This window comes from Burkholderia sp. YHN3-13 (genome assembly GCF_055810675.1).
Map to the genome: position 1 here is coordinate 30,161 of NZ_JBVVNQ010000026.1, position 20,281 is coordinate 50,441.

Consider the following 20,281-nt stretch of genomic DNA (forward strand, 5'->3'; position numbering starts at 1 on the left):
GTCAGGCTCCCGACGGCGCGGCCGATGCGCTGCCGCCTGGCGGCGGGCCGTCCTGCGGGTCGCGTTCGTCGCGCTTCACGCGGAACCACGTCGCGTACAGCGCGGGCAGGTAGAACAGCGTCAGCACGGTCGCGCTCGTGATGCCGCCCATCAGCGCGGTCGCCATCGGCCCGAAGAAGTTCGAGCGCAGCAGCGGGATCAGCGCGAGCACGGCGGCCGCGGCCGTCAGCGTGATCGGGCGGAACCGCCGCACGGTCGCGCCGATGATCGCGTCGATGCGGCCGTGGCCCACCGCGATGTCCTGCTCGATCTGGTCGACGAGGATCACCGAGTTGCGCATGATGATCCCGAACATCGCGATCACGCCGAGCATCGCGACGAAGCCGAACGGCTGGCCGAACAGCAGCAGCGTCGCGACCACGCCGATCAGCCCGAGCGGCGCGGTCAGCACCACCATCAGCACGCGCGAGAAGCTCTGCAGCTGGATCATCAGCAGCGTGAACACCGCGATCGCCATCAGCGGCATCTGCGCGTTGATCGACGCCTGCGCCTTCGCGCTTTCCTCGACCGAGCCGCCGATGTTGATCTGATAGCCGACCGGCAACTGCGCGCGCAGCGCATTCAGCTTCGCGTCGACCGCATGCGTGACGTCGATGCCCTGGGCACCGGCGCGCACGTCCGACTGCACGGTGAGGGTCGGCTGGCGGTCGCGCTCCCACACGACGCCGTATTCGAGCGTCGGCGTGAAGCGGCCGAGCGAGCCGAGCGGCACGGGGCCGTTCGGTGTCGGCAGTGCGAGGCCCGAGAGCTTCGCCGGATCGACGCGATCGGCCTTCGGCGCCCGCAGGTCGACCGCGATCAGCTTGTCGCGCTCGCGATACTGCGTGACGGTCGTGCCGGACAGCGTCATCGCGAGGAAGCTCGATACGTCCTGCGACGTGACGTTCAGCTCGCGCGCCTTTTTCTGGTCGATCTCGAAGCGCACCGAGCGCTCGGCCGGCTCGTCCCAGTCGAACTGCACGTTGACCGTGCGCGCGTCGCCGCGCATCGTCGCCGCGACCTTCTCGGCGATCGAACGCACCGTCGCGATGCTGTCGCCGCTCACGCGGAACTGCACCGGATAGCCGACCGGCGGGCCGTTCTCGAGCCGCGACAGGCGCCAGCGCACGGCCGGGAAGCGGTCGCGCAGCGTGGTTTCGAGCCAGGTCGCGAGTTTTTCGCGATCCTCGACCGATTTCGCGGTGATCACGAACTGCGCGAAGTTCGGCAGTTGCAGCTGTTGGTCGAGCGGCAGGTAGAAACGCGGCGCGCCGCTGCCGACGAAGTTCACCGAATGGTCGATCTCGGGGCGCTTGTCGATCGCCTTCTCGAGGCGTTCGGTTTCGCGCAGCGTCGCCGCGAACGACGCGCCTTCGGGCAACCGCAGGTCGACCAGCAGCTCGGGCCGGTCGGAGCTCGGGAAGAACTGCTGCGGCACCAGCGAGAAGCCCATCAGCGACACGACGAACAGCGCGCCGGTGATCAGCAGCACGACGAAGCGCCGTTCGATGCACCACGCGATCCAGCCGCGCAGCCGGCGGTAGAAGCGCGTGTCGTAGATGTCGTGTTCGTGATCGTCGGGCAGGTGCGCCTCGTGCGCCTGGCGCTTGCGCTCGGGCAGCAGGTGGTAACCGAGCAGCGGGATCAGCACGACGGCGGCGAACCACGACGCGATCAGCGCGATCGCGGACACCTCGAAGATCGAGCGCGTGTATTCGCCGGTGCTCGATTTCGCGAGCGCGATCGGCAGGAAGCCCGACACGGTCACGAGCGTGCCCGTCAGCATCGGGAACGCGGTGCTCGTGTACGCGAACGCGGCGGCGCGTGCGCGGCTGTAGCCCTGTTCGAGCTTCACGGCCATCATTTCGACCGCGATGATCGCGTCGTCGACGAGCAGCCCGAGCGCGAGCACGAGCGTGCCGAGCGACACCTTGTGCAGCCCGATGTCGAACAGGTACATGAAGAGGGCGGTGACCGCGAGCACGACCGGAATCGAGATCACGACGACCATCCCGGTGCGCAGGCCGAGCGACACGAGACTCACGACCAGCACGATCGCGACGGCTTCGGCGACGGCTTCGAGGAAGTCGTCGACCGAATGCGACACCGCGTGCGGCATGCTCGACACTTCGGTCAGCTTCAGGCCGGCCGGCAGTTGCGCCTGGAGGTCCTTCGATTCCGCGTCGAGCGCCTTGCCGAGCCGGATCACGTCGCCGCCCGGCTGCATCGTCACGCCGATGCCGAGCACGGCCTTGCCGTTCGCGCGCATCTGCGTGACGGCCGGGTCGTCGTAGCCGCGCTTCACCGTCGCGAGATCGCCGAGCCGGAACGTGCGGCCGTTGATGCGGATCACCGTATCGGCGATCGCGTCGACGTTGTCGAACTGGCCGCTCGGCCGCACGAACACGCGATCGTCGGCGGTGGTCAGCACGCCGGTGGACGAGATGTCGTTCTGCGCGTTGATGGCCTGCCCGAGCTGCTGCGGCGAGATGCCGAGGCGCGTGAGCTGCGCGTTGTTCACCTCGATGAAGATCCGCTGGTCGGGATCGCCGAAATAGTCGACCTTGCCGACGCCCGGCACGCGCAGCAGCACGGTGCGCAGCTGATCCGCGTAGTCGTGCAGTTGCGCGGGCGTGAAGCCGTCGCCCTCGAGCGTCCAGATGTTGGTGTAGACGTCGCCGAACTCGTCGTTGAAGAACGGGCCCTGCACGCCGGGCGGCAGCGTATAGCCGATGTCGCCCACTTTCTTGCGGATCTGGTACCAGGTCTCGGGCACGTCCTTCACGGGCGCCGAATCCTTCATCGTGAAGAAGATCAGCGATTCGCCGGGGCGCGAATAGCTGCGCAGGAAGTCGATGGCCGGCGTCTCCTGCAGCTTGCGGCCGATCCGGTCGGTCACCTGTTCCTGCACCTGCCGCGCACTCGCGCCGGGCCAGAACGTGCGGATCACCATCACGCGGAACGTGAACGGCGGGTCTTCGGATTGCGCGAGGCGCGTGTAGGCGAGGATGCCCGCGAGCGTCGCGAGCGCGATCAGGTAGACGACGAGCGCCTGGTGGCGCAGTGCCCACGCCGACAGGTTGAAGCGGCCTTCTTCGTGCGGGGTGCTCACGATGCGAAGTCCTCCGGATGCAGCGGGGCGACCGGGCGCACCTTCTCGCCCGCGCTGACCGTATGCACGCCCTGCAGCACGACGCGCTCGCCCGGCTGCAGTCCGTGCGACACCGTCACCGTGCGCTCGTTGAAGCGGGCGACGTCGACGCGGCGCAATTCGAGCGTGTCGTCCTTCGCGCGCACGACCCAGACGGCCGGCTGCGTGCCGTCGTGGAACAGCGCGGTCGCGGGCAGCGTGACCGGCTGCGCGTCGCCGGCGGCCGGCGCGCCGTCGAGTGCGACGTTCGCGGTCATGCCGAGCCGGATCGCCGGGTCGGGTGCGGCGAGCGTGAGCCTTACGCGATAGGTGCGGCTTTGCGGATCGGCGGCCGGCGCGATTTCGCGCACCTTCGCGGCGAACTGGCGCCCCGGCAGCGACGGCAGCGTGACGGTCGCCGCATGGCCGGGCGCGAGCGACGCGAGCGCGGCCTCGGGCACGTCGCTGACGACGTCGACGTCGCCCGACCACGCGAGCTGGTAGACGGGCTGGCCGGCCGACACGTTCTGGCCGGTATCGGCTTGTTCGGCGGTGATGTAGCCCGCATGATCGGCGACGAGCGTCGCATACCGAAGCTGGTTCTTCGCGAGCGCGAGCTGCTGCTGCGCCTGGTCGCGCTGCGCGAGCGCCGACGTGTAGCTGTTCTGGGTCTGTTCGAGCTGCGCGGTCGCGATCAGGTGTTCCTGCGCCTGCGCGCGATCGCGGTCGAGCTGCTGCTTCGCGAACGCGAGGCTGTGCGTCGCGGCGTCGAGTTGCGCCTGTGCGCTCGCGGCGTTTTTCTCGACATCGGACGGATCGAGCAGCGCGACGACCTGGCCGACCTTGACCGTGTCGCCGAGGCGCACCTTGCGCTCGATGATCTTGCCGGCGATGCGGAACGACAGCGGGGTCGCGTAGCGCGGCTGGATGTCGCCGGGCAGCGAGCGGGCCGCCGCCGCGGTGTCGGCCCGCGCGGGCAACGCGACGACGGGGCGCCGGGCCGGCGGTGCGGATTCTTTCGGATGACAGGCGGCAAGGACAAGCGCGGCGCCGATCAGCAGCGTGGCGCGGGAACCGGAGCGATTCACGAAACCCCCAGGTGAGGTAGAGCGGAACGAAGCCGGCAAGCGCGCGAGCGCTTGCCCCAAACGGCGCCGGCACGGGCGCGCGGACAGCACTTTCGAAAACTGTGGCGAATTCTAATACACACCTGTATCTGAATGCAAAGATGAATCTGAAAGGGGAATGGTGCTAGACTGCGCGCCATGAAACCACAGCGCTTAACTCGCGAGCAGAGCAGGGACCAGACGCGCGAACGTCTGCTGAAAGCCGCGCATCGCATTTTTCTGAAGAAAGGTTATGTGGCCGCGAGCGTCGAGGACGTCGCGGCGGCGGCCGGCTATACGCGCGGCGCGTTCTATTCGAACTTCCGCAGCAAGTCCGACCTGCTGCTGGAATTGCTGGAACGCAACCACGCGGAGGTGCGGGCCGATTTCGAGGCGATTTTCGAAGGCGGCGGATCGCGCGAGCAGATGGAATCGATGTCGCTCGCGTATTACCGCACGCTGTTTCGCGACGACGAGTATTCGCTGCTGTGGGGCGAGGCGAAGCTGCAGGCCGCGCGCGACGCGAAGTTCCGCGTGCGCTTCAACCAGTTCCTGCACGGCAAGCGCGTGCAGATGGCCGAGTTCATCGAGCGCTTCGCCGAACGGTCCGGCACGCCGCTGCTGCTGCCGGCGGACACGCTCGCGTTCGGGTTGATGTGCCTGTGCGACGGCGTGCAGTCGTACTACACGGCCGATCCGCAGCACGTGTCGGCCGACGTGGCCGAATCGGTGCTGGCGGGGTTCTTCGCGCGGGTCGTGCTGGGGCGCACGCCGGACTGACCGACGCGGTTGGGCCGGCTGCGCGCGTCAGCGCTCGCCGGTCATCCGGCGGTAGGCGTCGAGCAGCGAGGTCTTGTAGACGACCCCCGCGAGCGTCGGTTCGGCTTCGCTTTCGATGACCGGCAGCCGTTCGCCCTGGAACGCCATGAAGCGTTCGAGCGCGGTCGCGAGCGGCATGTCGGGGGTGAGCAGCGGAAACGGCGTGTGCGCGTAGTGCGCGGCCGTCTTGTCGGCCGTGTCGCGCTTGTCGAGCAGGTCCGACGTGATGTCCTTCAGCGCGACCGCGCCGCGAAAGCGTCCCGCGTCGTCGGTCACGTAAAGGTACTTCACCGGGTATTCGAGAAACACGCGCGTCATGTCGGCGACGCTCGCGGTGAGCGGGACGACCGTCTGCGCGGGCTGGATCAGCTCGCGCATCTGCGTGGTGCGCAGCCGCTGCCGCTCCTGTGCATCCTGGTAGTGGTGCTGCGTGATCTCGTACATCGACGTCGTGCCCGTCGCGCGCGCGACGAAGTACGCGAACACGCACGACACCAGCAGCGGCAGCACGACCTGGTAGCTCAGCGTCATCTCGAAGATCATCAGGATCGCCATCAGCGGCGCCTGCGTGGCGCCCGCCATGAACGCCCCCATCCCGACGATCGCATACGCGAAATAGGCCGACGTATGGCCGGGCCACAGCGCGTCCATCGCGAGCCCGAACAGCGAGCCGAATACCGCGCCGACGAACAGCGTCGGCGTGAACACGCCGCCGATCGCGCCCGAGCCGGCCGTCGCGGCCGTCGCGATCACCTTGAACACGAGCACCGCGACGAGCGCCTGCCAGGTCCACGGCGCATGGAGGATGTGGTTCACGACGCTGTAGCCGTTGCCCCAGACGTCCGGAATCCACACCGAGATCACGCCGACGACGAGGCCGCCGAGCGCGAGCCGCACGGGCAGCGGCACGGGCAGCCGCTTGAACTGGTGCTTCGACGCGTCGAGCAGGTGCAGGAACTGCGGCGCGAGCACGCCGCACAGCGCGCCGAGCACGACGAACGGCAGGACCTCGGGGCCCGTGACGGCCGGAAACACCGGCATCTCGTACGGCGGCCGGTAACCGGCGAATTCGCGCATCACGATGTTCGCGACGACCGACGCGACCACCATCGGTCCGAAGCTCTCCATCGCGATCGTGCCGAGCACGATTTCCGACACGAAGAACGCGCCCGCGATCGGCGCGTTGTAGGCGGACGTGATGCCGGCGGCGGCCCCGCAGGCGACCAGCAGGCGCAGGCGCGGCGGGTCGAAGTGCGCGAAGCGGCCGACGAGCGACGCGGCGAGCGCCGCGAGCTGCACCATCGGGCCCTCGCGGCCGATCGAGCCGCCGGTGCCGATCGTCAGCAGCGACGACACGCTGCGCCACAGGCTCTGCCGTACCGGTACGACGCCGTTGCCGAGCGCGACGGATTCCATGTAGTCGGTCTTGGCGGCTTGCCTGTCGCCGCGCGTCGCGAGCAGCAGCACGCAGCCGGCGAGGAAGCCGCCCGCCGCCGGCATCCAGAACCGGACGTACCACGGCAGGCTTTTGGCCATCAGCACGAAGCTGCCGCTGTGCCCCGAGATCAGGCGCTGCATCAGGTCGATGCCTTCGCGGAACGCCATCGTGGCGAAGGCGCCGCCGACGCCGACGATGGCCGACCAGATCAGCATCGTGTGGGCGTCCGACAGGCGGAACAGCTTTTGGGCGCGAGTACGCAGCTTCAGCAGGAACGAGAGCACGGCTGAAAGAGGGCGATGGAAAACGACGCGAAGCATAGCACCGCGCCGCGCCGGCGGGACGGTCCCGTCGGGCGCGGCGCGCGAAGTGTCACGGGCGGGCAATTCAGCCAAGCCAGTGCTGCACGGCCCAGGTGATCCCGTAGCCGCCGACGAGCAGCCACACGTACAGGATCAGGCCGGTCATCAGCGCACGCGGGCCGGCGGCGCGGATCTGCGCGACGCGGGTCTCGATGCCGAGCGCGGTCATCGCCATCGTCAGCGCGAAGGTGTCGAGCACGTTCAGCGTATGCGTGACGTCGGTCGGCAGCACGTTCAGCGAATTGACGATCACGAAGCCGAGGAAGCCGAGCGCGAACCAGGGTACCGCCACCTTGCGCTTGCCGTGCGCGCCGCCGGCCGTTGCCCGCGCCGAGCGGGCGAGCCACCAGCCGAGCACCAGCAGCACGGGGACCAGCAGCATCACGCGCGTCATCTTCACGATCGTCGCGACGTGTGCGACCTCCGGGCTGATGTCGCTGGCCGCCCCGACCACCTGCGCGACTTCGTGGATCGTGCCGCCGAAGAACAGGCCGAGGCCGGCCGGATCGAGGTTCAGCAGCCCGGCGTGATACGCGACCGGGTACAGGAACATCGACAGCGTGCCGAACAGCACGACGCTGCCCACGGCCATCGCGCTCTGGTGCGGCTTCGACTGCAGCGTCGATTCGAACGCGAGCACGGCGGCCGCGCCGCAGATCGCGCTGCCGGCGGCGGTCAGCAGCGCGGCGTCGCGGTCGAGCTTCATCAGCTTCATGCCGGCCCAGGTGCCGATCGCGAGCGTGCTGACGACGACCAGCACCGATACCGCGAGGCCCGGCAGGCCGACCTGCGCGATTTCCTGCAGGCTCACGCGCAACCCGAAGAACGCGACCGCGATGCGCAGCAGCTTGCGCGCGGAGAAGTTCACGCCGGCGGCCCAGCTGGCCGGCATGCCGTCGCGCAGCGCATTGCCGTACAGCGCGCCGGCGACGATGCCGACGATCAGCGGCGACAGGCCGAGCCCCGCGATCGCGGGAAACTCGGACAGGCTCGTGACGGCGGCGGCGAACAGCGCGACGAACAGCACGCCGTTCAACTGGCCGCGCATCGACGGCGCGGCATGGCTGAGAGGGGGAGTCGGAGCAGTGGACATGAGAGCACCGTGATGGAGCGTGTGGCGATGCTGTAATCCTAATTTTGTTATATCGATATGAAAAATTGTGATTTGTGACGTAAACTATCCGGAAAGCCGATAATTCGTCCCCATGACCCCGGATCAACTGATAACGTTCGCCGCCGTCGCCGAACACCTGAACATCAGCCGCGCCGCCGTGGCGCTGCATCTGTCGCAGCCGGCCGTGTCGGGCCAGTTGCGGCTGCTGCAGGACGAATTCGGCGAGCCGCTGTACCAGCGCGACGGCCGTGGCATTCGCCTCACGCCGGTCGGCGAGCAGCTCGCGCAGTACGCGAAGGCGCAACGCGACACGTTCGCGCAGGCGCGTGCGTTTCGCGACGCGGTGCGCGGGCTCGAGGCCGGCACGCTGCGCATCGGCGCGAGCACGACGCCCGCGAGCTACCTGCTGCCGTACCTGATCGCGGCGTTCCAGCCGCTTGCGCCGCGCGTGACCATCCAGACGATGAGCGGCAATACGGCCGACGTCGTGGCCGCGCTGCCGTCGCTCGACATCGCGCTGATCGAGGGGCCGCCCGGCGAGGCGCTGCCGCCCGGTACGGCCGTCCATGCGTGGCACGAGGACGAGATCGTCGCGATCGTGCCGGCCGGCCATCCGCTGGCCGCATCACGCTACGACGCGGGGGTGACGCTCGATGCGCTCGCCGCGCACCCGCTCGTGTTGCGCGAGGAAGGGTCCGCCGTGCGGCAACTCGTCGAGCGCGCGTTCGCGCACGGCGGCGCGCCGATGCGCGTCGCGTTCGAGATCGCCGGGGTCGAGGCCGTGAAGGAGGCCGTGCGCGCGGGGATGGGCGTCGGCTTCGTGTCCGCGATGTCGCTGCGTCACCCGGATGCGGCGCTCGTGCTGCGCTCGCTCGCGCCGGCGCCGCTCACCCGGCATTTCTCCATTCTCGTGCCGCACGGCGGCGCGCCGTCGCGCGTGGCCGCGCAATTCCTCGACATGAGCCTCGCGCAGGACCTCGCCTGAGGCGCCGAAACCGCTTGCCGGGCCCGCGCGGGAACACGCGTTGCGCGCCGGCGGGCAGGCGTTTGCGTCCCGTCCGGCCTTAGGGATTTCCTCTATGGCGTGGCTCCGGCGCGAGGCGCACCATCCGTCTCAAGCAAATGGAACCGGTTCCATTCCGGTAAAAAAGGGCAAAATGGCAGACATCGTGATCGTGGCGAGCGCATTCGGGATGGACCGGGTGCGCCAGGAGGGCCACAGTGCATTCATCGCGACCGTCGCGGCATCCGGCGCGACCGGCTTCGAGGTGCGGCGCGAACTGTTCGCGTCGGACGACGATGCGACGCCCGGCGCGCTGACCGCGCTCGGCGCCCAGATCGCCGGCCACGGGCTGTGGTCGGTGTACTCGACGCCGGCCACGCTGTACACGGAAACGGGTGCGCTCGACGCCGATGCGTTGCACGACGCGCTCGCGGAAGCCGACGCGCTCGGCGCGCGCTTCGTGAAATTCCAGCTCGGCGGTTTCGCCGGCGACGCGCACGCGGCCGACATCGTCGCGCTGTCGCGCGGCGCCAAGGCGCGTGTGGTGGTCGAGAACGGCCAGCTTCCGGTCGGCGGGGCGCTCATGCAGTTCCGCGGGCTGTTCGACGCGCTGGCCGCGGCTGGCGTGCGCGATGCGCTCGGGATGACGTTCGACATCGGCAACTGGCAGTGGCCGGGCGAAGCGCCGCTCGATTGCGCGCAGGTGCTCGCACCGCATGTCGAATACATTCACTGCAAGGCCGTCGAAGGCGAGGGCGCGCGCCGTTTCGCGGTCGCGCCGGCACCGGACGACGCGCTCGTGACCGGCGTGCTCGCGGCGCTGCCGCCGCACGCGCCGCGCGGCATCGAGTTTCCGTTCGACGCGGCCGATCCGGCGGGCGATGCATGTCGCCGGGTCGCATGGCTCGCGGCCGCGTGACCGCACCCGCATCCCGAGGAGTTCATTCATGAAAGCAGCACTCGATGTCGTGACCTACGGCGAAGCGATGGCGATGTTCGTCGCGGCCGAGCCCGGCCATCTCGCGCAGGCGGGGCAATTCACGAAGCGGATCGCGGGCGCCGACCTGAACGTCGCGATCGGCCTGTCGCGGCTCGGTTTCCGGGTCGGCTGGATGAGCCGCGTGGGCCGCGATTCGTTCGGCGGCTACGTGCTCGACACGCTGGCGCGCGAAGGCATCGACGCGTCGTGCGTGACGGTCGATCCGCGTTACCCGACCGGTTTCCAGCTGAAGTCGCGCAACGACGACGGCAGCGATCCGACCGTCGAATATTTCCGCAAGGGCTCGGCCGCGAGCCATCTGTCGTGCGACGACTACGTGGCCGACTACGTGCTCGGCGCGCGCCACCTGCACCTGACGGGCGTCGCGCCGGCGATCTCCGCGACCTCGTGCGAGCTGGCGTTCCAGCTGGCGCGCGAAATGCGCGCGGCCGGCAAGACGATCTCGTTCGACCCGAACCTGCGCCCGACGCTGTGGCCGTCCGCCGACGTGATGGCGAAAACGCTGAATGCGCTCGCGACGCTCGCCGACTGGGTGCTGCCGGGCCTCGCCGAAGGGCAGCAGCTCACCGGGCACGACACGCCGGCCGACATCGCGGGCTTCTATCTCGCGCAGGGTGCGCGCGGCGTCGTGATCAAGCTCGGCGCCGAAGGCGCGTATTTCCGCACGGCCGACGGCCGCGAGGGCACGGTCGTGGGCGAGCGCGTCGAACGGGTGGTCGACACGGTCGGCGCCGGCGACGGTTTCGCGGTCGGCGTGGTCAGCGCGTTGCTGGAAGGCCGCAGCGTCGAGCAGGCCGTCGCGCGCGGCAACCGGATCGGCGCGCTCGCCATCCAGGTGATCGGCGATTCGGAAGGGTTGCCGACGCGTGAAGCCCTCGACCGGCTCGAAAATGTCAGCAATCGCACCGATCGCTTAGAGGAAACCGTCACCGCGCAATGAGAGGCCGGACACGGCACAATCCGCGGATCCATTTCGTGTGCGACGCACACGCAGTTTTGTTCCAGGCCGACGGGTGCCCAGGCACCCAGTCCGGTCGACATACGGAGACACGCTCATGGCAGCCAATCTTGCAACCCGACGCTGGTGGACGATCATGCCGATCGTGTTCATCACGTACAGCCTCGCTTACCTCGACCGCGCGAACTACGGGTTCGCGGCGGCGGCCGGCATCAACCAGGACCTCGGGGTCAGCAAGGGCCTGTCGTCGCTGATCGGCGCGCTGTTCTTCCTCGGCTACTTCTTCTTCCAGATCCCCGGCGCGATCTATGCGGAGCGCCGCAGCGTGAAGAAGCTCGTGTTCGTCAGCCTGATCCTGTGGGGCGCCTGCGCGGCGCTCACGGGCGTGGTCAGCAACATCCCGTCGCTGATGGCGATCCGCTTCGTGCTCGGTGTCGTCGAAGCGGCCGTGATGCCGGCGATGCTGATCTACATCAGCAACTGGTTCACGAAGAACGAGCGCTCGCGCGCGAACACGTTCCTGATCCTCGGCAACCCGGTCACGGTGCTGTGGATGTCGATCGTGTCGGGTTATCTCGTGCATGAATTCGGCTGGCGCCACATGTTCATCGCCGAAGGCGTGCCGGCCGTCATCTGGGCCGTGTGCTGGTGGTTCCTCGTGCAGGACAAGCCGGCCGATTCGCCGTGGCTCTCGGCACAGGAAAAGCGTGACCTCGACGCCGCGCTCGCGGCCGAGCAGGCGGCGATCAAGCCCGTGCGCAACTACGGCGAGGCATTCCGCTCGCCGGCCGTGATCAAGCTGTGCGCGCAGTATTTCTGCTGGAGCATCGGCGTGTACGGCTTCGTGCTGTGGCTGCCGTCGATCGTCAAGAACGGTTCCGAGCTCGGGATGGTCGCGACCGGCTGGCTGTCCGCGCTGCCGTATCTGGCGGCGACGATCGCGATGCTCGCCGCCTCGTGGGCCTCCGACAAGGTCGGCTCGCGCCGCGGCTTCGTGTGGCCGTTCCTGCTGATCGGCGCGGCCGCGTTCGCCGCGTCGTACGCGCTCGGCTCGTCGCATTTCTGGATCTCGTATGCGCTCCTGGTCGTCGCGGGTGCGGCGATGTATGCGCCGTACGGCCCGTTCTTCGCGATCGTGCCGGAACTGCTGCCGAAGAACGTCGCCGGCGGCGCGATGGCGCTGATCAACAGCATGGGCGCGCTCGGCTCGTTCGTCGGCTCGTACTTCGTCGGCTACCTGAACGGTGCGACCGGGTCGCCCGTCGCATCGTATGCGTTCATGAGCGCCGCGCTCGTCGCCGCGGTGATCCTCACGCTGTCCGTCAAACCCCAGGCGCGCGATGCGCATCCGCTCGCCGCGCCGCTGCAAGGAAAATGAAACATGAAGCCCCGTATCGTCGCGTACAAGCCGCTGCCCGATGACGTCCTCGCGTACCTGCGCGAGCATGCGGACGTCGTGCAGGCCGATGGCGCCGATGCGCTTGCCGCCGCACTTGGCGACGCGGACGGCGCGATCGGCGCGAGCCTGAAGGTCACGCCGCAGATGCTCGATCACGCCCCGCGACTGAAGGCGTGGTCGACGATCTCGGTCGGCTACGACAACTTCGACGTCGCCGATCTCACGCGCCGCGGCATCGTGCTCGCGCATACGCCCGACGTGCTGACCGAGTCGACCGCCGATACGGTGTTCTCGCTGATCCTGGCGTCCGCGCGGCGCGTGGTCGAACTGGCCGAGTGGGTCAAGGCCGGGCATTGGCATCGCAGCATCGGCCCCGACCTGTACGGGACCGACGTGCAGGGCAAGACGCTCGGCATCGTCGGGCTCGGCCGGATCGGCGGCGCGGTCGCGCGCCGCGCGGCGCTCGGCTTCCGGATGCAGGTGCTGTACGCGAACCGCTCCGCGCATGCGGAAGCCGAGACGCAGTACGGCGCACGGCGCGTGACGCTCGACGCGTTGCTCGCCCAGTCGGATTTCGTGTGCGTGCAGGTGCCGCTGTCGCCGGAGACGCGCCACCTGATCGGCGCACCCGAATTCGCGAAGATGAAGCGCGGCGCGATCCTGATCAACGCGTCGCGCGGGCCCGTCGTCGACGAGGCCGCGCTGATCGACGCGCTGCGCGCGGGCACGATCCGCGGGGCGGGGCTCGACGTGTTCGAGCAGGAGCCGCTGCCGGCGGATTCGCCGCTGCTGCGGATGAAGAACGTCGTCGCGCTGCCGCATATCGGCTCGGCGACGCACGAGACGCGCCACGCGATGGCGCGCTGCGCCGCGGAAAACCTGGTCGGCGCGCTGGCCGGCACGCTGCGCACGAATCTCGTCAATCCGGACGCGCTCGCGCACGCCTGAGCCGCCGCCGGCACCCGGCCGGGACGGCGCGGGCACGGTTAGAGTCGAGGGTCTTGGTGCGGGCGGGCCGGCTGCGTTATGATCGCCCGCTCTCGTTGCATCGACGCGCCGGCTACACTGCCGGTGGCGTCGCGCGGCGGGGATCCGCGCCAGGTCCGGGCGGCCGATTGCCGATGCACGCGACTGGCGGGCGCTGGTCGACCGCGAAACACGGGGCCGGCGCAGGCGCAGAAGCGCTCAGACAGGGGAGTCCGCCGGGTGGCTTACGTTTCCAACAACAAAGGTCCGTCTGCTCACGAAGCGGCGCGGATCGTACGTCGCGAGGCACGACAGTGACCGATTCGCAACCTTCCACGACGCGTCCGGCGACGATCAGCGACGTCGCGCGCGAGGCCGGCACGGGCAAGACCAGCGTGTCGCGCTACCTGAACGGCGAAACCCACGTGCTGTCCGTCGATCTGCGCCAGCGGATCGAGTCGGCGATCGCGCGGCTCAACTACCGGCCGAACCAGATGGCGCGCGGGCTCAAGCGCGGCCGCAACCGGCTGCTCGGCATGCTCGCGGCCGACCTGACCAATCCCTACACCGTCGAAGTGCTGCAGGGCGTCGAGGCCGCGTGCCATGCGCTCGGCTACATGCCGCTCATCTGTCACGCGGCGAACGAGGTCGAGATGGAGCGGCGCTTCCTGCAGCTGCTCACGACCTACCGGGTCGAAGGGCTGATCGTCAACGCGCTCGGCGCGGAGGAGGACGTGCTGCGCCCGTTGCGCGGCGCGGGGATCCCGGCCGTGCTCGTCGACCGGACGGTCGAGGGCTTCGAGGCCGACCTGATCGGCCTCGACAACGCCGACGCGATCGAGATGGCGCTCGCGCACCTGGTCGAACACGGCTTCGACGCGATCCATTTCGTCGTGCAGCCGTTCGAGCGCGTCAGCTCGCGGCGCGTGCGCGAGGCGGCATTCCGCGCGGCGCTCGACGCGCGCGGGCTGCCGGTGCCGCCGACGGTCGTGCTCGACCTGAACGCGCCCGACGCGGCCGCCGCGGCGCTGGCCGACATCGACACCCGCATCGACGCCGCCGCGCGGCGCGGCGTGCGTGCGGCGCTGTTCGCCGCGAACGCGCCGGTCGCGCTCGCGATCGCGCGCCACCTGCGTGCGCGTTTCGGCGCCGCGTGGCAGCAGAAGGCGGCGCTGCTGTCGATCGACGATCCGGAATGGGCCGAGCTGATCGGCATCACGACGATTCGTCAGCCGACCTACGAAATCGGCTACAAGGCCGTCGAATTCGTGCACGAGCGGATCGACGGCGCGGCGGGCGACGTACGCGTCGCGATGCTGCCCGGCGAGCTGTGTGCGCGCGCGTCGACCACAAGCTGAGTATCATGCGGGGCACGCAGCGCGTCAGGTGCGCTGCCCCGAACAAGGAAATACATGACTGTCGCTCCCGTCACGCTGGCGCTGCTGATCGCCGCCACGCTGATCATCGCGCTGCTGCCGCTCGTCCTCTTCCGCATCCTGCGCAAGCCGCTTGCGCTCAATCGCCGCGACACGATCGTCGGCGTCGCCGTCTTCACGCTGTTTGCGATGATCGCCGAGCGCGCGTTTCACGGGCTCGTGCTGAGCCGCACGCCGGAGGACGGCTGGCTGACGCAGCCGCTCGCGTTCGTCGCGTACAGCGCGCTCGCGACGGCCGTATTCGAGGAAGCCGGCCGCTATCTCGGGATGCGTTTCCTGAACCGCCGCTACGGCGAGTCGGCCGGCGACGGCCGCGGGATCGGCTACGGGATCGGTCATGCCGGCGCCGAAGCATGGTTCGTCGGCGTGCTCGTGTGGGGCCAGTGGTCGTATCTCGCGTGGCTCGCGAGCCGCGGCCAGCTCGAGACGCAGTTATCCGACCTGCCGGTCGACACCGTGGTGCGGCTGCACATGATGCTCGCGACGCTGTCGGCGCAGTCGATCCTGTTGTTGCTGCTCGAACGCTGCGCGGCGTTCGCGGTGCAGCTCGCGCTGTCGGTGCTGGTCTGGCGCGGCGTGCGCGCCGGCCGCGCGGGCGTGTTGCCGCTCGCGATCGTGCTGCATGCGCTCGCGGCCGTGCCGACGCTGCTGTACCAGGTGCGCGTGCTGCCGGCCGCGTGGGTCGAGGCCGCGTATTTCGTGCTGGGCGCGGTCCTGGTCGCCGTGCTGGTGAAGACGTGCCGGCCGTCGCGAACGGCAGCCTGACGGGGGAGCGTAATGGATGACTATCTGATCGAATGCCAGAGCGCGGAATTCGACGCGCTCGCGCGCGTGATCTGCGATCTCTTTCCGGAGCAGACGCGCTTTGCCGAAAGCAGCGATGCGCGCGGGCGCTTCCTGTCCGTGCACTGGCTCGCGATGCGTTTCGGCGCGACGCCGAAGCGGATGACGCTCGATATCCGCATCGTGCCGGCGGCGTTCGCGCGCTATCTTGCACTCAAGCCGATGCAGCGTGCGCGCAGCCATGCGGTGCTGCATGCGTACACGGAAGCGATGCTCGGCTCGCTCGAGGAGCGGCATGCGGCCGGCGAGGCCGTCGAGCGCAACGCGGAACTCGAGCTCGACGAGGACTTTGCGTGAGCGGGTGCGCCGGCATCGTGCCGGCGCGGCGGGTTACGCGTCGCGGTAGACCTGCGCGAAGCGCTGCGCCTGCACGACGCCGTAGTCGCCGGGCGCGTATTGCATGACCCAGTCGCCGGCGACGCCGCGCAGCGTGTCGCCGTTTTCCGAGCGGGCGATCGTGAACGGCTCGTCCATCCGGCGGGCGAGCACGACGGCCGGCCGGTTCCGGTAGGCGCCCGGCGCGCCGTGCGCGAGTGCCGGATCGGCGGGCAGGTATTTGGCGTCGAAGCGTGCGCGCGACACGACCCAGCGATCGCCGGTCGAGCCGGTGATCAGCGCGTCGCCCGCGACGTAGCGGTTCGGACCTTCGAGGCTCATCAGTTCGCCGTCGGCATCCGCGAAAGCCACGGCGACGGTTTCGTCCTTGACGACGCGACGGGCCTGCGGATCGGTACGCAGATCGAGGTGCTTGAGTTCGAGCATGGCGGGAAGGTACGGGAAAGCTGGAAAAGCCGGGAGCTTATCCCGAATTCGGCGCGCCGTGTGGCGCGCCGATCGCCGGCGGAGGCGCGGCGTCGTCCGCCCGGACGGGGCAGCACGGCGCCGGCGGGGAGGGCGTCAGGGTTGCGCGGGTGCGCTGGCGGCCGGCGCGGCGGCCGCCTTGCCTTCCTTGCCCTTCGCCTTGCCCTTGCCGCGATGCTCGCCGCCGTGGTGCAGCCAGCTGCGGAACGTCGTGTCGGCCAGCGCCTTCTGCTCGGCCGGGAAGCTCTCGTAGAGCGGCGCGAAGGCGTCGGCGAGCTTCTTCGCACCGTCGGCGTTCGCCTGCGACAGTTCCGCATACTGCTTCATGTCGTCGAGTGCGGAGACGTCGTGCTTGGCCATCCGTTCGCTGTAGAGGCGGCCCATCGTTGCGCCGTTGTCGCGCATCGTGTCGGCGAACGTCTTCCACTGCGGTTCCTGCGCCGACGTGATCTTCAACTGGTCGTGCAGGTACTTGATGCGCTGCTCGATGCGCGCTTCGTGGCGTGCCGCGCGCTGCTCGGCGCTCGGGGCCGACGCCGCGGCCGTCGTGGCCGGGGCCTGCGCGGGCGCTTGCGGCTGTGCCGGGGTTTGCGCGAACGCGCTGGCTGCAACGGCGAGCGTAGCGAGGGTGAGCGAGATTTTCTTCATGATTGGCTCTCCGGGGTGGTGTCGTGCGAGCGGGCGCGGCGGTCACTGCCGCAAGCGCGCTTCTCGCGTCGCCGTTATTAGTAGCACGTTGCGTGCGGCGCGGCAGTGAATGCGACACTTGCTTACATCCGATACGAATCGAAATTGAAAGGCCCGGATTCGGGCGATGCCGGTTGGGCACGCGGGCGTTCGGCGCTATCATCGCGTCACCTTCCACTCAGCCGGCGCGTTGCGTGCCGGCCCAGCCTCATGCGTCCACCCCGCCTCGACCAACTCGACGATCTCGACCGGCAACTCGTCGCGCTGCTGCAAGCCGATGCGCGCGCCAGCGTCGCGGATCTCGCGCGCCAGCTCGACGTCGCGCGCACGACGGTCGTCGCACGCATCGCGCGGCTCGAACGCACCAACGTGATTGCCGGGTACAGCGTGCGGCTCGGGCAGGACGTGCTCGACGCGAGCATTTATGCGTACGTCGGCATCATCCTCACGCCGAAGTTCGGCAAGGACGTATTGCGCAAGCTCGACCGGATGCCCGAAGTGCAGCTGCTGTGCGCGGTGAGCGGCGAGTACGACTACGTCGCGTGGTTGCGCGCCGATTCGCCCGAACGGCTCAACGACCTGCTCGACCAGATCGGGACGCTCGAAGGCGTCGAGCGCACGACGACGTCGATCATCCTGTCGCGCAAGATCGATCGCGGGACGATCGGCGGCTGACCTGCCGCACGCGTTGCCGTGCGCGAGCGTGCCAGCGCGTGCATTGCGCGGGTTTGCGCGACGTCGTGGGGTTTCGCTTGCCGCCCGCCCGCGGCCATATTCGTCCCGACCGCCGGCGCATTGCCTGATGGGCAGGGTGCCGGCCGTCGCCTGCCTGCGCATCCGGCGCGTCTCTTCCTTCCGAACGCCTTCGTGTCGCCTGCTTCGACCGGCGTGCCGCTCCTGACGCGCGCGGTTCGTGCGTCGGCGCCATGCCATTCCTCGTCTTCGCCTTCGTCCTTCGTTCTTGCGCGTGAAGCCTGCAACGGCCTGCCTGCAGGCGCGCTTATACGCGATTTTTAGATGAATCGGACGTTTCGACGAAATGTATCGTCATAACGTCGAAATTATCGGTCGTTTCGCATCATTCTTCGTCTTGGAACTGATTTTGCGCGTCCCTAAACTGTGTTCATGGCTCGACGCCGTTCACAACACCAACCCATCATCAGGAGATAAGCGCATGAAAATCGCCATCGTCGGCGCAGGTCTGATCGGCCACACCATTGCTCACATGCTGCGTGAAACGGGCGACTACGAAGTCGTCGCGTTCGACCGCGACGCGGATGCGCTCGCGAAGCTGTCGCGCGAAGGCATCGCGACGCAACGCGTCGATTCCGCCGATGCGAATGCGATTCGCGAAGCAGTGAAGGGCTTCGATGCGCTCGTCAATGCGCTGCCTTACTACCTCGCGGTGAACGTTGCCGCCGCCGCGAAGGCTGCCGGCGTCCATTACTTCGACCTGACCGAAGACGTGCGCGCCACCCACGCGATCCGCGAACTGGCCGACGGCTCCGACCGTGCGTTCATGCCGCAGTGCGGCCTCGCGCCGGGCTTCATCGGCATCGCCGCGCACGAACTCGTGAACGGCTTCAGCGAAGTGCGCGACGTGAAGATGCGCGTCGGCGCGCTGCCCGAGTATCCGACCAACGCGCTGAAGTACAACCTGACGTGGAGCGTCGACGGCCTGATCAACGAATACTGCCAGCCGTGCGAAGCGATCCGCGACGGCCGCAAGCAGTGGGTGCAGCCGCTCGAAGGCCTCGAGCACTTCTCGCTGGACGGCACCGAATACGAAGCGTTCAACACGTCGGGCGGCCTCGGCACGCTGTGCGAGACGCTGTCGGGCAAGGTCGAGACGCTCGACTACAAGTCGGTGCGCTATCCGGGCCACCGCGAGCTCGTCCAGTTCCTGCTGGAAGACCTGCGCCTGTCGACCGACCGCGACACGCTGAAGTCGATCATGCGCCGTGCGGTGCCGTCGACGAAGCAGGACGTCGTGCTGGTGTTCGTCACGGTGACGGGCGTGAAGGACGGCCAGCTCGTGCAGGACGTGTTCACGCGCAAGATCTTCGCGAAGGACGTGTGCGGGATGCACATGAGCGCGATCCAGATCACGACGGCCGGCGCGATGTGCGCGGTGCTGGATCTGTTCCGCGAAAAGAAGCTGCCGCAGAGCGGTTTCATCCCGCAGGAAAAGGTGTCGCTGAAGGCGTTCCTGTCGAACCGCTTCGGCAAGCTGTACGACGGCGGCACGATGGAGCGCGTGCACGCGCTCGCCTGACCCTCCGCCAGCCTCGGGCACGAGGGCCGTACGACGCCGGGAGCGCAGCAGCGCTTCCGGCGTTGTCGTTTGTGACGCGCAAGGCGGGAACGGTGCGGTGCGCTCAGGCCGGCAGCGGCGGGACGATCGTCGCAGGTTGCGGCGGCGGCACGATGCGGTACAGCAGCGCGTCGACGTCCGCGTCGGACGGTGCGGTGTTGTCGAACATCACGATGCCGTCGCATTCCTGGCCGGTCGGCACGAAGCGGCGCTGCCGGTATTCGTCCCAGTGCGCGAGCTTGTAGGCATCGTTCGGATTGCCGCGTGCGACGATCCGTGCGTGTGCAACGTCTTCCGACGTGTGGACCCAGACGACCGTCAGCGTGACGTCGGGCGCGATGCCGAGCCACGCGCGATCGAGGATGCGCCGGTCGCGCACTTCGCGCGACAGCGGGCCGACGACGATCGCGCTGATGCCGAGCGCGAGATTGTCGCGGGCCGTATCGAGCAGGCCGTGATATTCGGGATCGCGCAGGTGTTTCAGGTAGAGCGGGCTGTCGCGGTCGTTCGGATCTTCCGTGAGCGCGCCCATCGCGGCCGAGCTGTAGCGGCCGTACAGCGTGTCCTTGTCGAGCAGGCAGAACGCCTCGCCGGTGGCGCGCATCAGCGGCCCGATGAGCCGCTTCGCGAGCGTGGTCTTGCCGGTGCCGGCGTGACCGCAGAAGAACACCAGGTGCGTCACGAAGCCTGGCTCCCCGGCCGCGTGCCCGACGCGTCGTTGCGCCTGTCGCCGCGCGAGAAGACTTCCGCTTCCAGCCACATCGCGTTGATGATGCCGAAGCCGAGCGCCACGCCGATGCCGAGTATCCACGAGAAATACCACATAGGTCTGCCTCCTTGACGGTTGGGCCGCACGGGCGTTGTGC

Annotated in this window: 19 protein-coding genes; 11 read left to right on the forward strand and 8 right to left on the reverse strand. The window is 68.7% G+C overall.

Going from position 1 to position 20,281, the window contains the following annotated elements; all coding sequences use genetic code 11:
• Window position 1 precedes the first annotated feature (1 nt).
• Window positions 2-3,151, reverse strand: coding sequence for an efflux RND transporter permease subunit (locus AC0KUR_RS34335; protein ID WP_473377128.1), 3,150 nt, complete (start codon window positions 3,149-3,151; stop codon window positions 2-4).
• Window positions 3,148-4,257 (reverse strand): efflux RND transporter periplasmic adaptor subunit, encoded by a 1,110-nt coding sequence (locus tag AC0KUR_RS34340; RefSeq protein WP_473377129.1) that lies wholly within the window; start codon window positions 4,255-4,257, stop codon window positions 3,148-3,150. Before AC0KUR_RS34340 ends, AC0KUR_RS34335 begins: the two co-directional genes overlap by 4 nt.
• Before the next feature lie 177 nt (window positions 4,258-4,434).
• Between AC0KUR_RS34340 and AC0KUR_RS34345 the strand changes: the two genes are divergently transcribed.
• Entirely contained in the window at window positions 4,435-5,055 is a 621-nt protein-coding gene (locus tag AC0KUR_RS34345) for a TetR/AcrR family transcriptional regulator (RefSeq protein ID WP_034186822.1), read from the forward strand.
• 27 nt (window positions 5,056-5,082) lie between these two features.
• Here AC0KUR_RS34345 and AC0KUR_RS34350 read toward each other — a convergent pair whose 3' ends face one another.
• Complete coding sequence (locus tag AC0KUR_RS34350; RefSeq protein WP_197423870.1) at window positions 5,083-6,816, reverse strand: ClcB-like voltage-gated chloride channel protein; 1,734 nt, start codon at window positions 6,814-6,816, stop codon at window positions 5,083-5,085.
• 103 nt (window positions 6,817-6,919) lie between these two features.
• Complete coding sequence (locus AC0KUR_RS34355) at window positions 6,920-7,987, reverse strand: YeiH family protein (RefSeq protein ID WP_473377130.1); 1,068 nt, start codon at window positions 7,985-7,987, stop codon at window positions 6,920-6,922.
• Between the two features lie 112 nt (window positions 7,988-8,099).
• On the opposite strand from AC0KUR_RS34355, the gene AC0KUR_RS34360 reads away from it, so the two are divergent.
• The 8 genes from AC0KUR_RS34360 (at window position 8,100) to AC0KUR_RS34395 (ending at window position 15,910) form a co-directional block, all read left to right on the forward strand.
• Window positions 8,100-8,993, forward strand: a complete 894-nt coding sequence (locus AC0KUR_RS34360) for a LysR family transcriptional regulator (protein ID WP_049030239.1) — start codon at window positions 8,100-8,102, stop codon at window positions 8,991-8,993.
• 172 nt (window positions 8,994-9,165) lie between these two features.
• Entirely contained in the window at window positions 9,166-9,930 is a 765-nt protein-coding gene (locus AC0KUR_RS34365) for a sugar phosphate isomerase/epimerase family protein (protein ID WP_059557635.1), read from the forward strand.
• Between the two features lie 28 nt (window positions 9,931-9,958).
• A complete protein-coding gene (locus tag AC0KUR_RS34370) occupies window positions 9,959-10,951 on the forward strand; it encodes a sugar kinase (RefSeq protein ID WP_034186827.1) in 993 nt (330 codons plus the stop codon).
• A gap of 115 nt (window positions 10,952-11,066) precedes the next feature.
• Entirely contained in the window at window positions 11,067-12,347 is a 1,281-nt protein-coding gene (locus AC0KUR_RS34375; RefSeq protein WP_034186828.1) for an MFS transporter, read from the forward strand.
• Window positions 12,348-12,350: 3 nt separating this feature from the next.
• Complete coding sequence (locus AC0KUR_RS34380) at window positions 12,351-13,316, forward strand: NAD(P)-dependent oxidoreductase (protein ID WP_034186829.1); 966 nt, start codon at window positions 12,351-12,353, stop codon at window positions 13,314-13,316.
• Between the two features lie 332 nt (window positions 13,317-13,648).
• Window positions 13,649-14,692, forward strand: coding sequence for a LacI family DNA-binding transcriptional regulator (locus AC0KUR_RS34385; protein WP_034186830.1), 1,044 nt, complete (start codon window positions 13,649-13,651; stop codon window positions 14,690-14,692).
• A gap of 54 nt (window positions 14,693-14,746) precedes the next feature.
• Entirely contained in the window at window positions 14,747-15,535 is a 789-nt protein-coding gene (locus AC0KUR_RS34390) for a YhfC family intramembrane metalloprotease (protein ID WP_034186831.1), read from the forward strand.
• Window positions 15,536-15,547: 12 nt separating this feature from the next.
• A complete protein-coding gene (locus AC0KUR_RS34395; RefSeq protein ID WP_034186832.1) occupies window positions 15,548-15,910 on the forward strand; it encodes a DUF3022 domain-containing protein in 363 nt (120 codons plus the stop codon).
• Window positions 15,911-15,943: 33 nt separating this feature from the next.
• On the opposite strand, the gene AC0KUR_RS34400 is transcribed toward AC0KUR_RS34395, so the two are convergent.
• Together AC0KUR_RS34400 and AC0KUR_RS34405 are read right to left on the reverse strand one after the other, a co-directional pair.
• On the reverse strand, window positions 15,944-16,375 hold the full coding sequence (locus AC0KUR_RS34400; RefSeq protein WP_069245629.1) for a PGDYG domain-containing protein: 432 nt from the start codon (window positions 16,373-16,375) through the stop codon (window positions 15,944-15,946).
• 135 nt (window positions 16,376-16,510) lie between these two features.
• A complete protein-coding gene (locus AC0KUR_RS34405; protein WP_034186834.1) occupies window positions 16,511-17,062 on the reverse strand; it encodes a Spy/CpxP family protein refolding chaperone in 552 nt (183 codons plus the stop codon).
• A gap of 249 nt (window positions 17,063-17,311) precedes the next feature.
• Here AC0KUR_RS34405 and AC0KUR_RS34410 point away from each other — a divergent pair, with 249 nt between their 5' ends.
• Complete coding sequence (locus AC0KUR_RS34410) at window positions 17,312-17,776, forward strand: Lrp/AsnC family transcriptional regulator (RefSeq protein ID WP_006481526.1); 465 nt, start codon at window positions 17,312-17,314, stop codon at window positions 17,774-17,776.
• Window positions 17,777-18,275: 499 nt separating this feature from the next.
• Complete coding sequence (locus AC0KUR_RS34415; protein ID WP_034186835.1) at window positions 18,276-19,376, forward strand: saccharopine dehydrogenase family protein; 1,101 nt, start codon at window positions 18,276-18,278, stop codon at window positions 19,374-19,376.
• A 103-nt stretch (window positions 19,377-19,479) separates the two neighbouring features.
• Here AC0KUR_RS34415 and AC0KUR_RS34420 read toward each other — a convergent pair whose 3' ends face one another.
• Both AC0KUR_RS34420 and cydX read right to left on the reverse strand, forming a co-directional pair.
• On the reverse strand, window positions 19,480-20,097 hold the full coding sequence (locus AC0KUR_RS34420; RefSeq protein ID WP_034186836.1) for a P-loop nucleotide/nucleoside kinase family protein: 618 nt from the start codon (window positions 20,095-20,097) through the stop codon (window positions 19,480-19,482).
• A complete protein-coding gene (gene cydX, locus AC0KUR_RS34425; RefSeq protein ID WP_049032060.1) occupies window positions 20,094-20,240 on the reverse strand; it encodes a cytochrome bd-I oxidase subunit CydX in 147 nt (48 codons plus the stop codon). Before cydX ends, AC0KUR_RS34420 begins: the two co-directional genes overlap by 4 nt.
• Between the last annotated feature and the right edge of the window lie 41 nt (window positions 20,241-20,281).

Bases quoted from the DNA above. Each gene is read 5' to 3' on its own strand.
- AC0KUR_RS34410 (WP_006481526.1), top strand. From the start codon at position 17,312: ATGCGTCCACCCCGCCTCGACCAACTCGACGATCTCGACCGGCAACTC.
- AC0KUR_RS34415 (WP_034186835.1), top strand. From the start codon at position 18,276: ATGAAAATCGCCATCGTCGGCGCAGGTCTGATCGGCCACACCATTGCT.
- AC0KUR_RS34360 (WP_049030239.1), top strand. From the start codon at position 8,100: ATGACCCCGGATCAACTGATAACGTTCGCCGCCGTCGCCGAACACCTG.
- AC0KUR_RS34380 (WP_034186829.1), top strand. From the start codon at position 12,351: ATGAAGCCCCGTATCGTCGCGTACAAGCCGCTGCCCGATGACGTCCTC.
- AC0KUR_RS34405 (WP_034186834.1), bottom strand. From the start codon at position 17,062: ATGAAGAAAATCTCGCTCACCCTCGCTACGCTCGCCGTTGCAGCCAGC.
- AC0KUR_RS34365 (WP_059557635.1), top strand. From the start codon at position 9,166: ATGGCAGACATCGTGATCGTGGCGAGCGCATTCGGGATGGACCGGGTG.
- AC0KUR_RS34375 (WP_034186828.1), top strand. From the start codon at position 11,067: ATGGCAGCCAATCTTGCAACCCGACGCTGGTGGACGATCATGCCGATC.
- cydX (WP_049032060.1), bottom strand. From the start codon at position 20,240: ATGTGGTATTTCTCGTGGATACTCGGCATCGGCGTGGCGCTCGGCTTC.
- AC0KUR_RS34395 (WP_034186832.1), top strand. From the start codon at position 15,548: ATGGATGACTATCTGATCGAATGCCAGAGCGCGGAATTCGACGCGCTC.
- AC0KUR_RS34400 (WP_069245629.1), bottom strand. From the start codon at position 16,375: ATGCTCGAACTCAAGCACCTCGATCTGCGTACCGATCCGCAGGCCCGT.
- AC0KUR_RS34345 (WP_034186822.1), top strand. From the start codon at position 4,435: ATGAAACCACAGCGCTTAACTCGCGAGCAGAGCAGGGACCAGACGCGC.
- AC0KUR_RS34390 (WP_034186831.1), top strand. From the start codon at position 14,747: ATGACTGTCGCTCCCGTCACGCTGGCGCTGCTGATCGCCGCCACGCTG.
- AC0KUR_RS34370 (WP_034186827.1), top strand. From the start codon at position 9,959: ATGAAAGCAGCACTCGATGTCGTGACCTACGGCGAAGCGATGGCGATG.
- AC0KUR_RS34355 (WP_473377130.1), bottom strand. From the start codon at position 7,987: ATGTCCACTGCTCCGACTCCCCCTCTCAGCCATGCCGCGCCGTCGATG.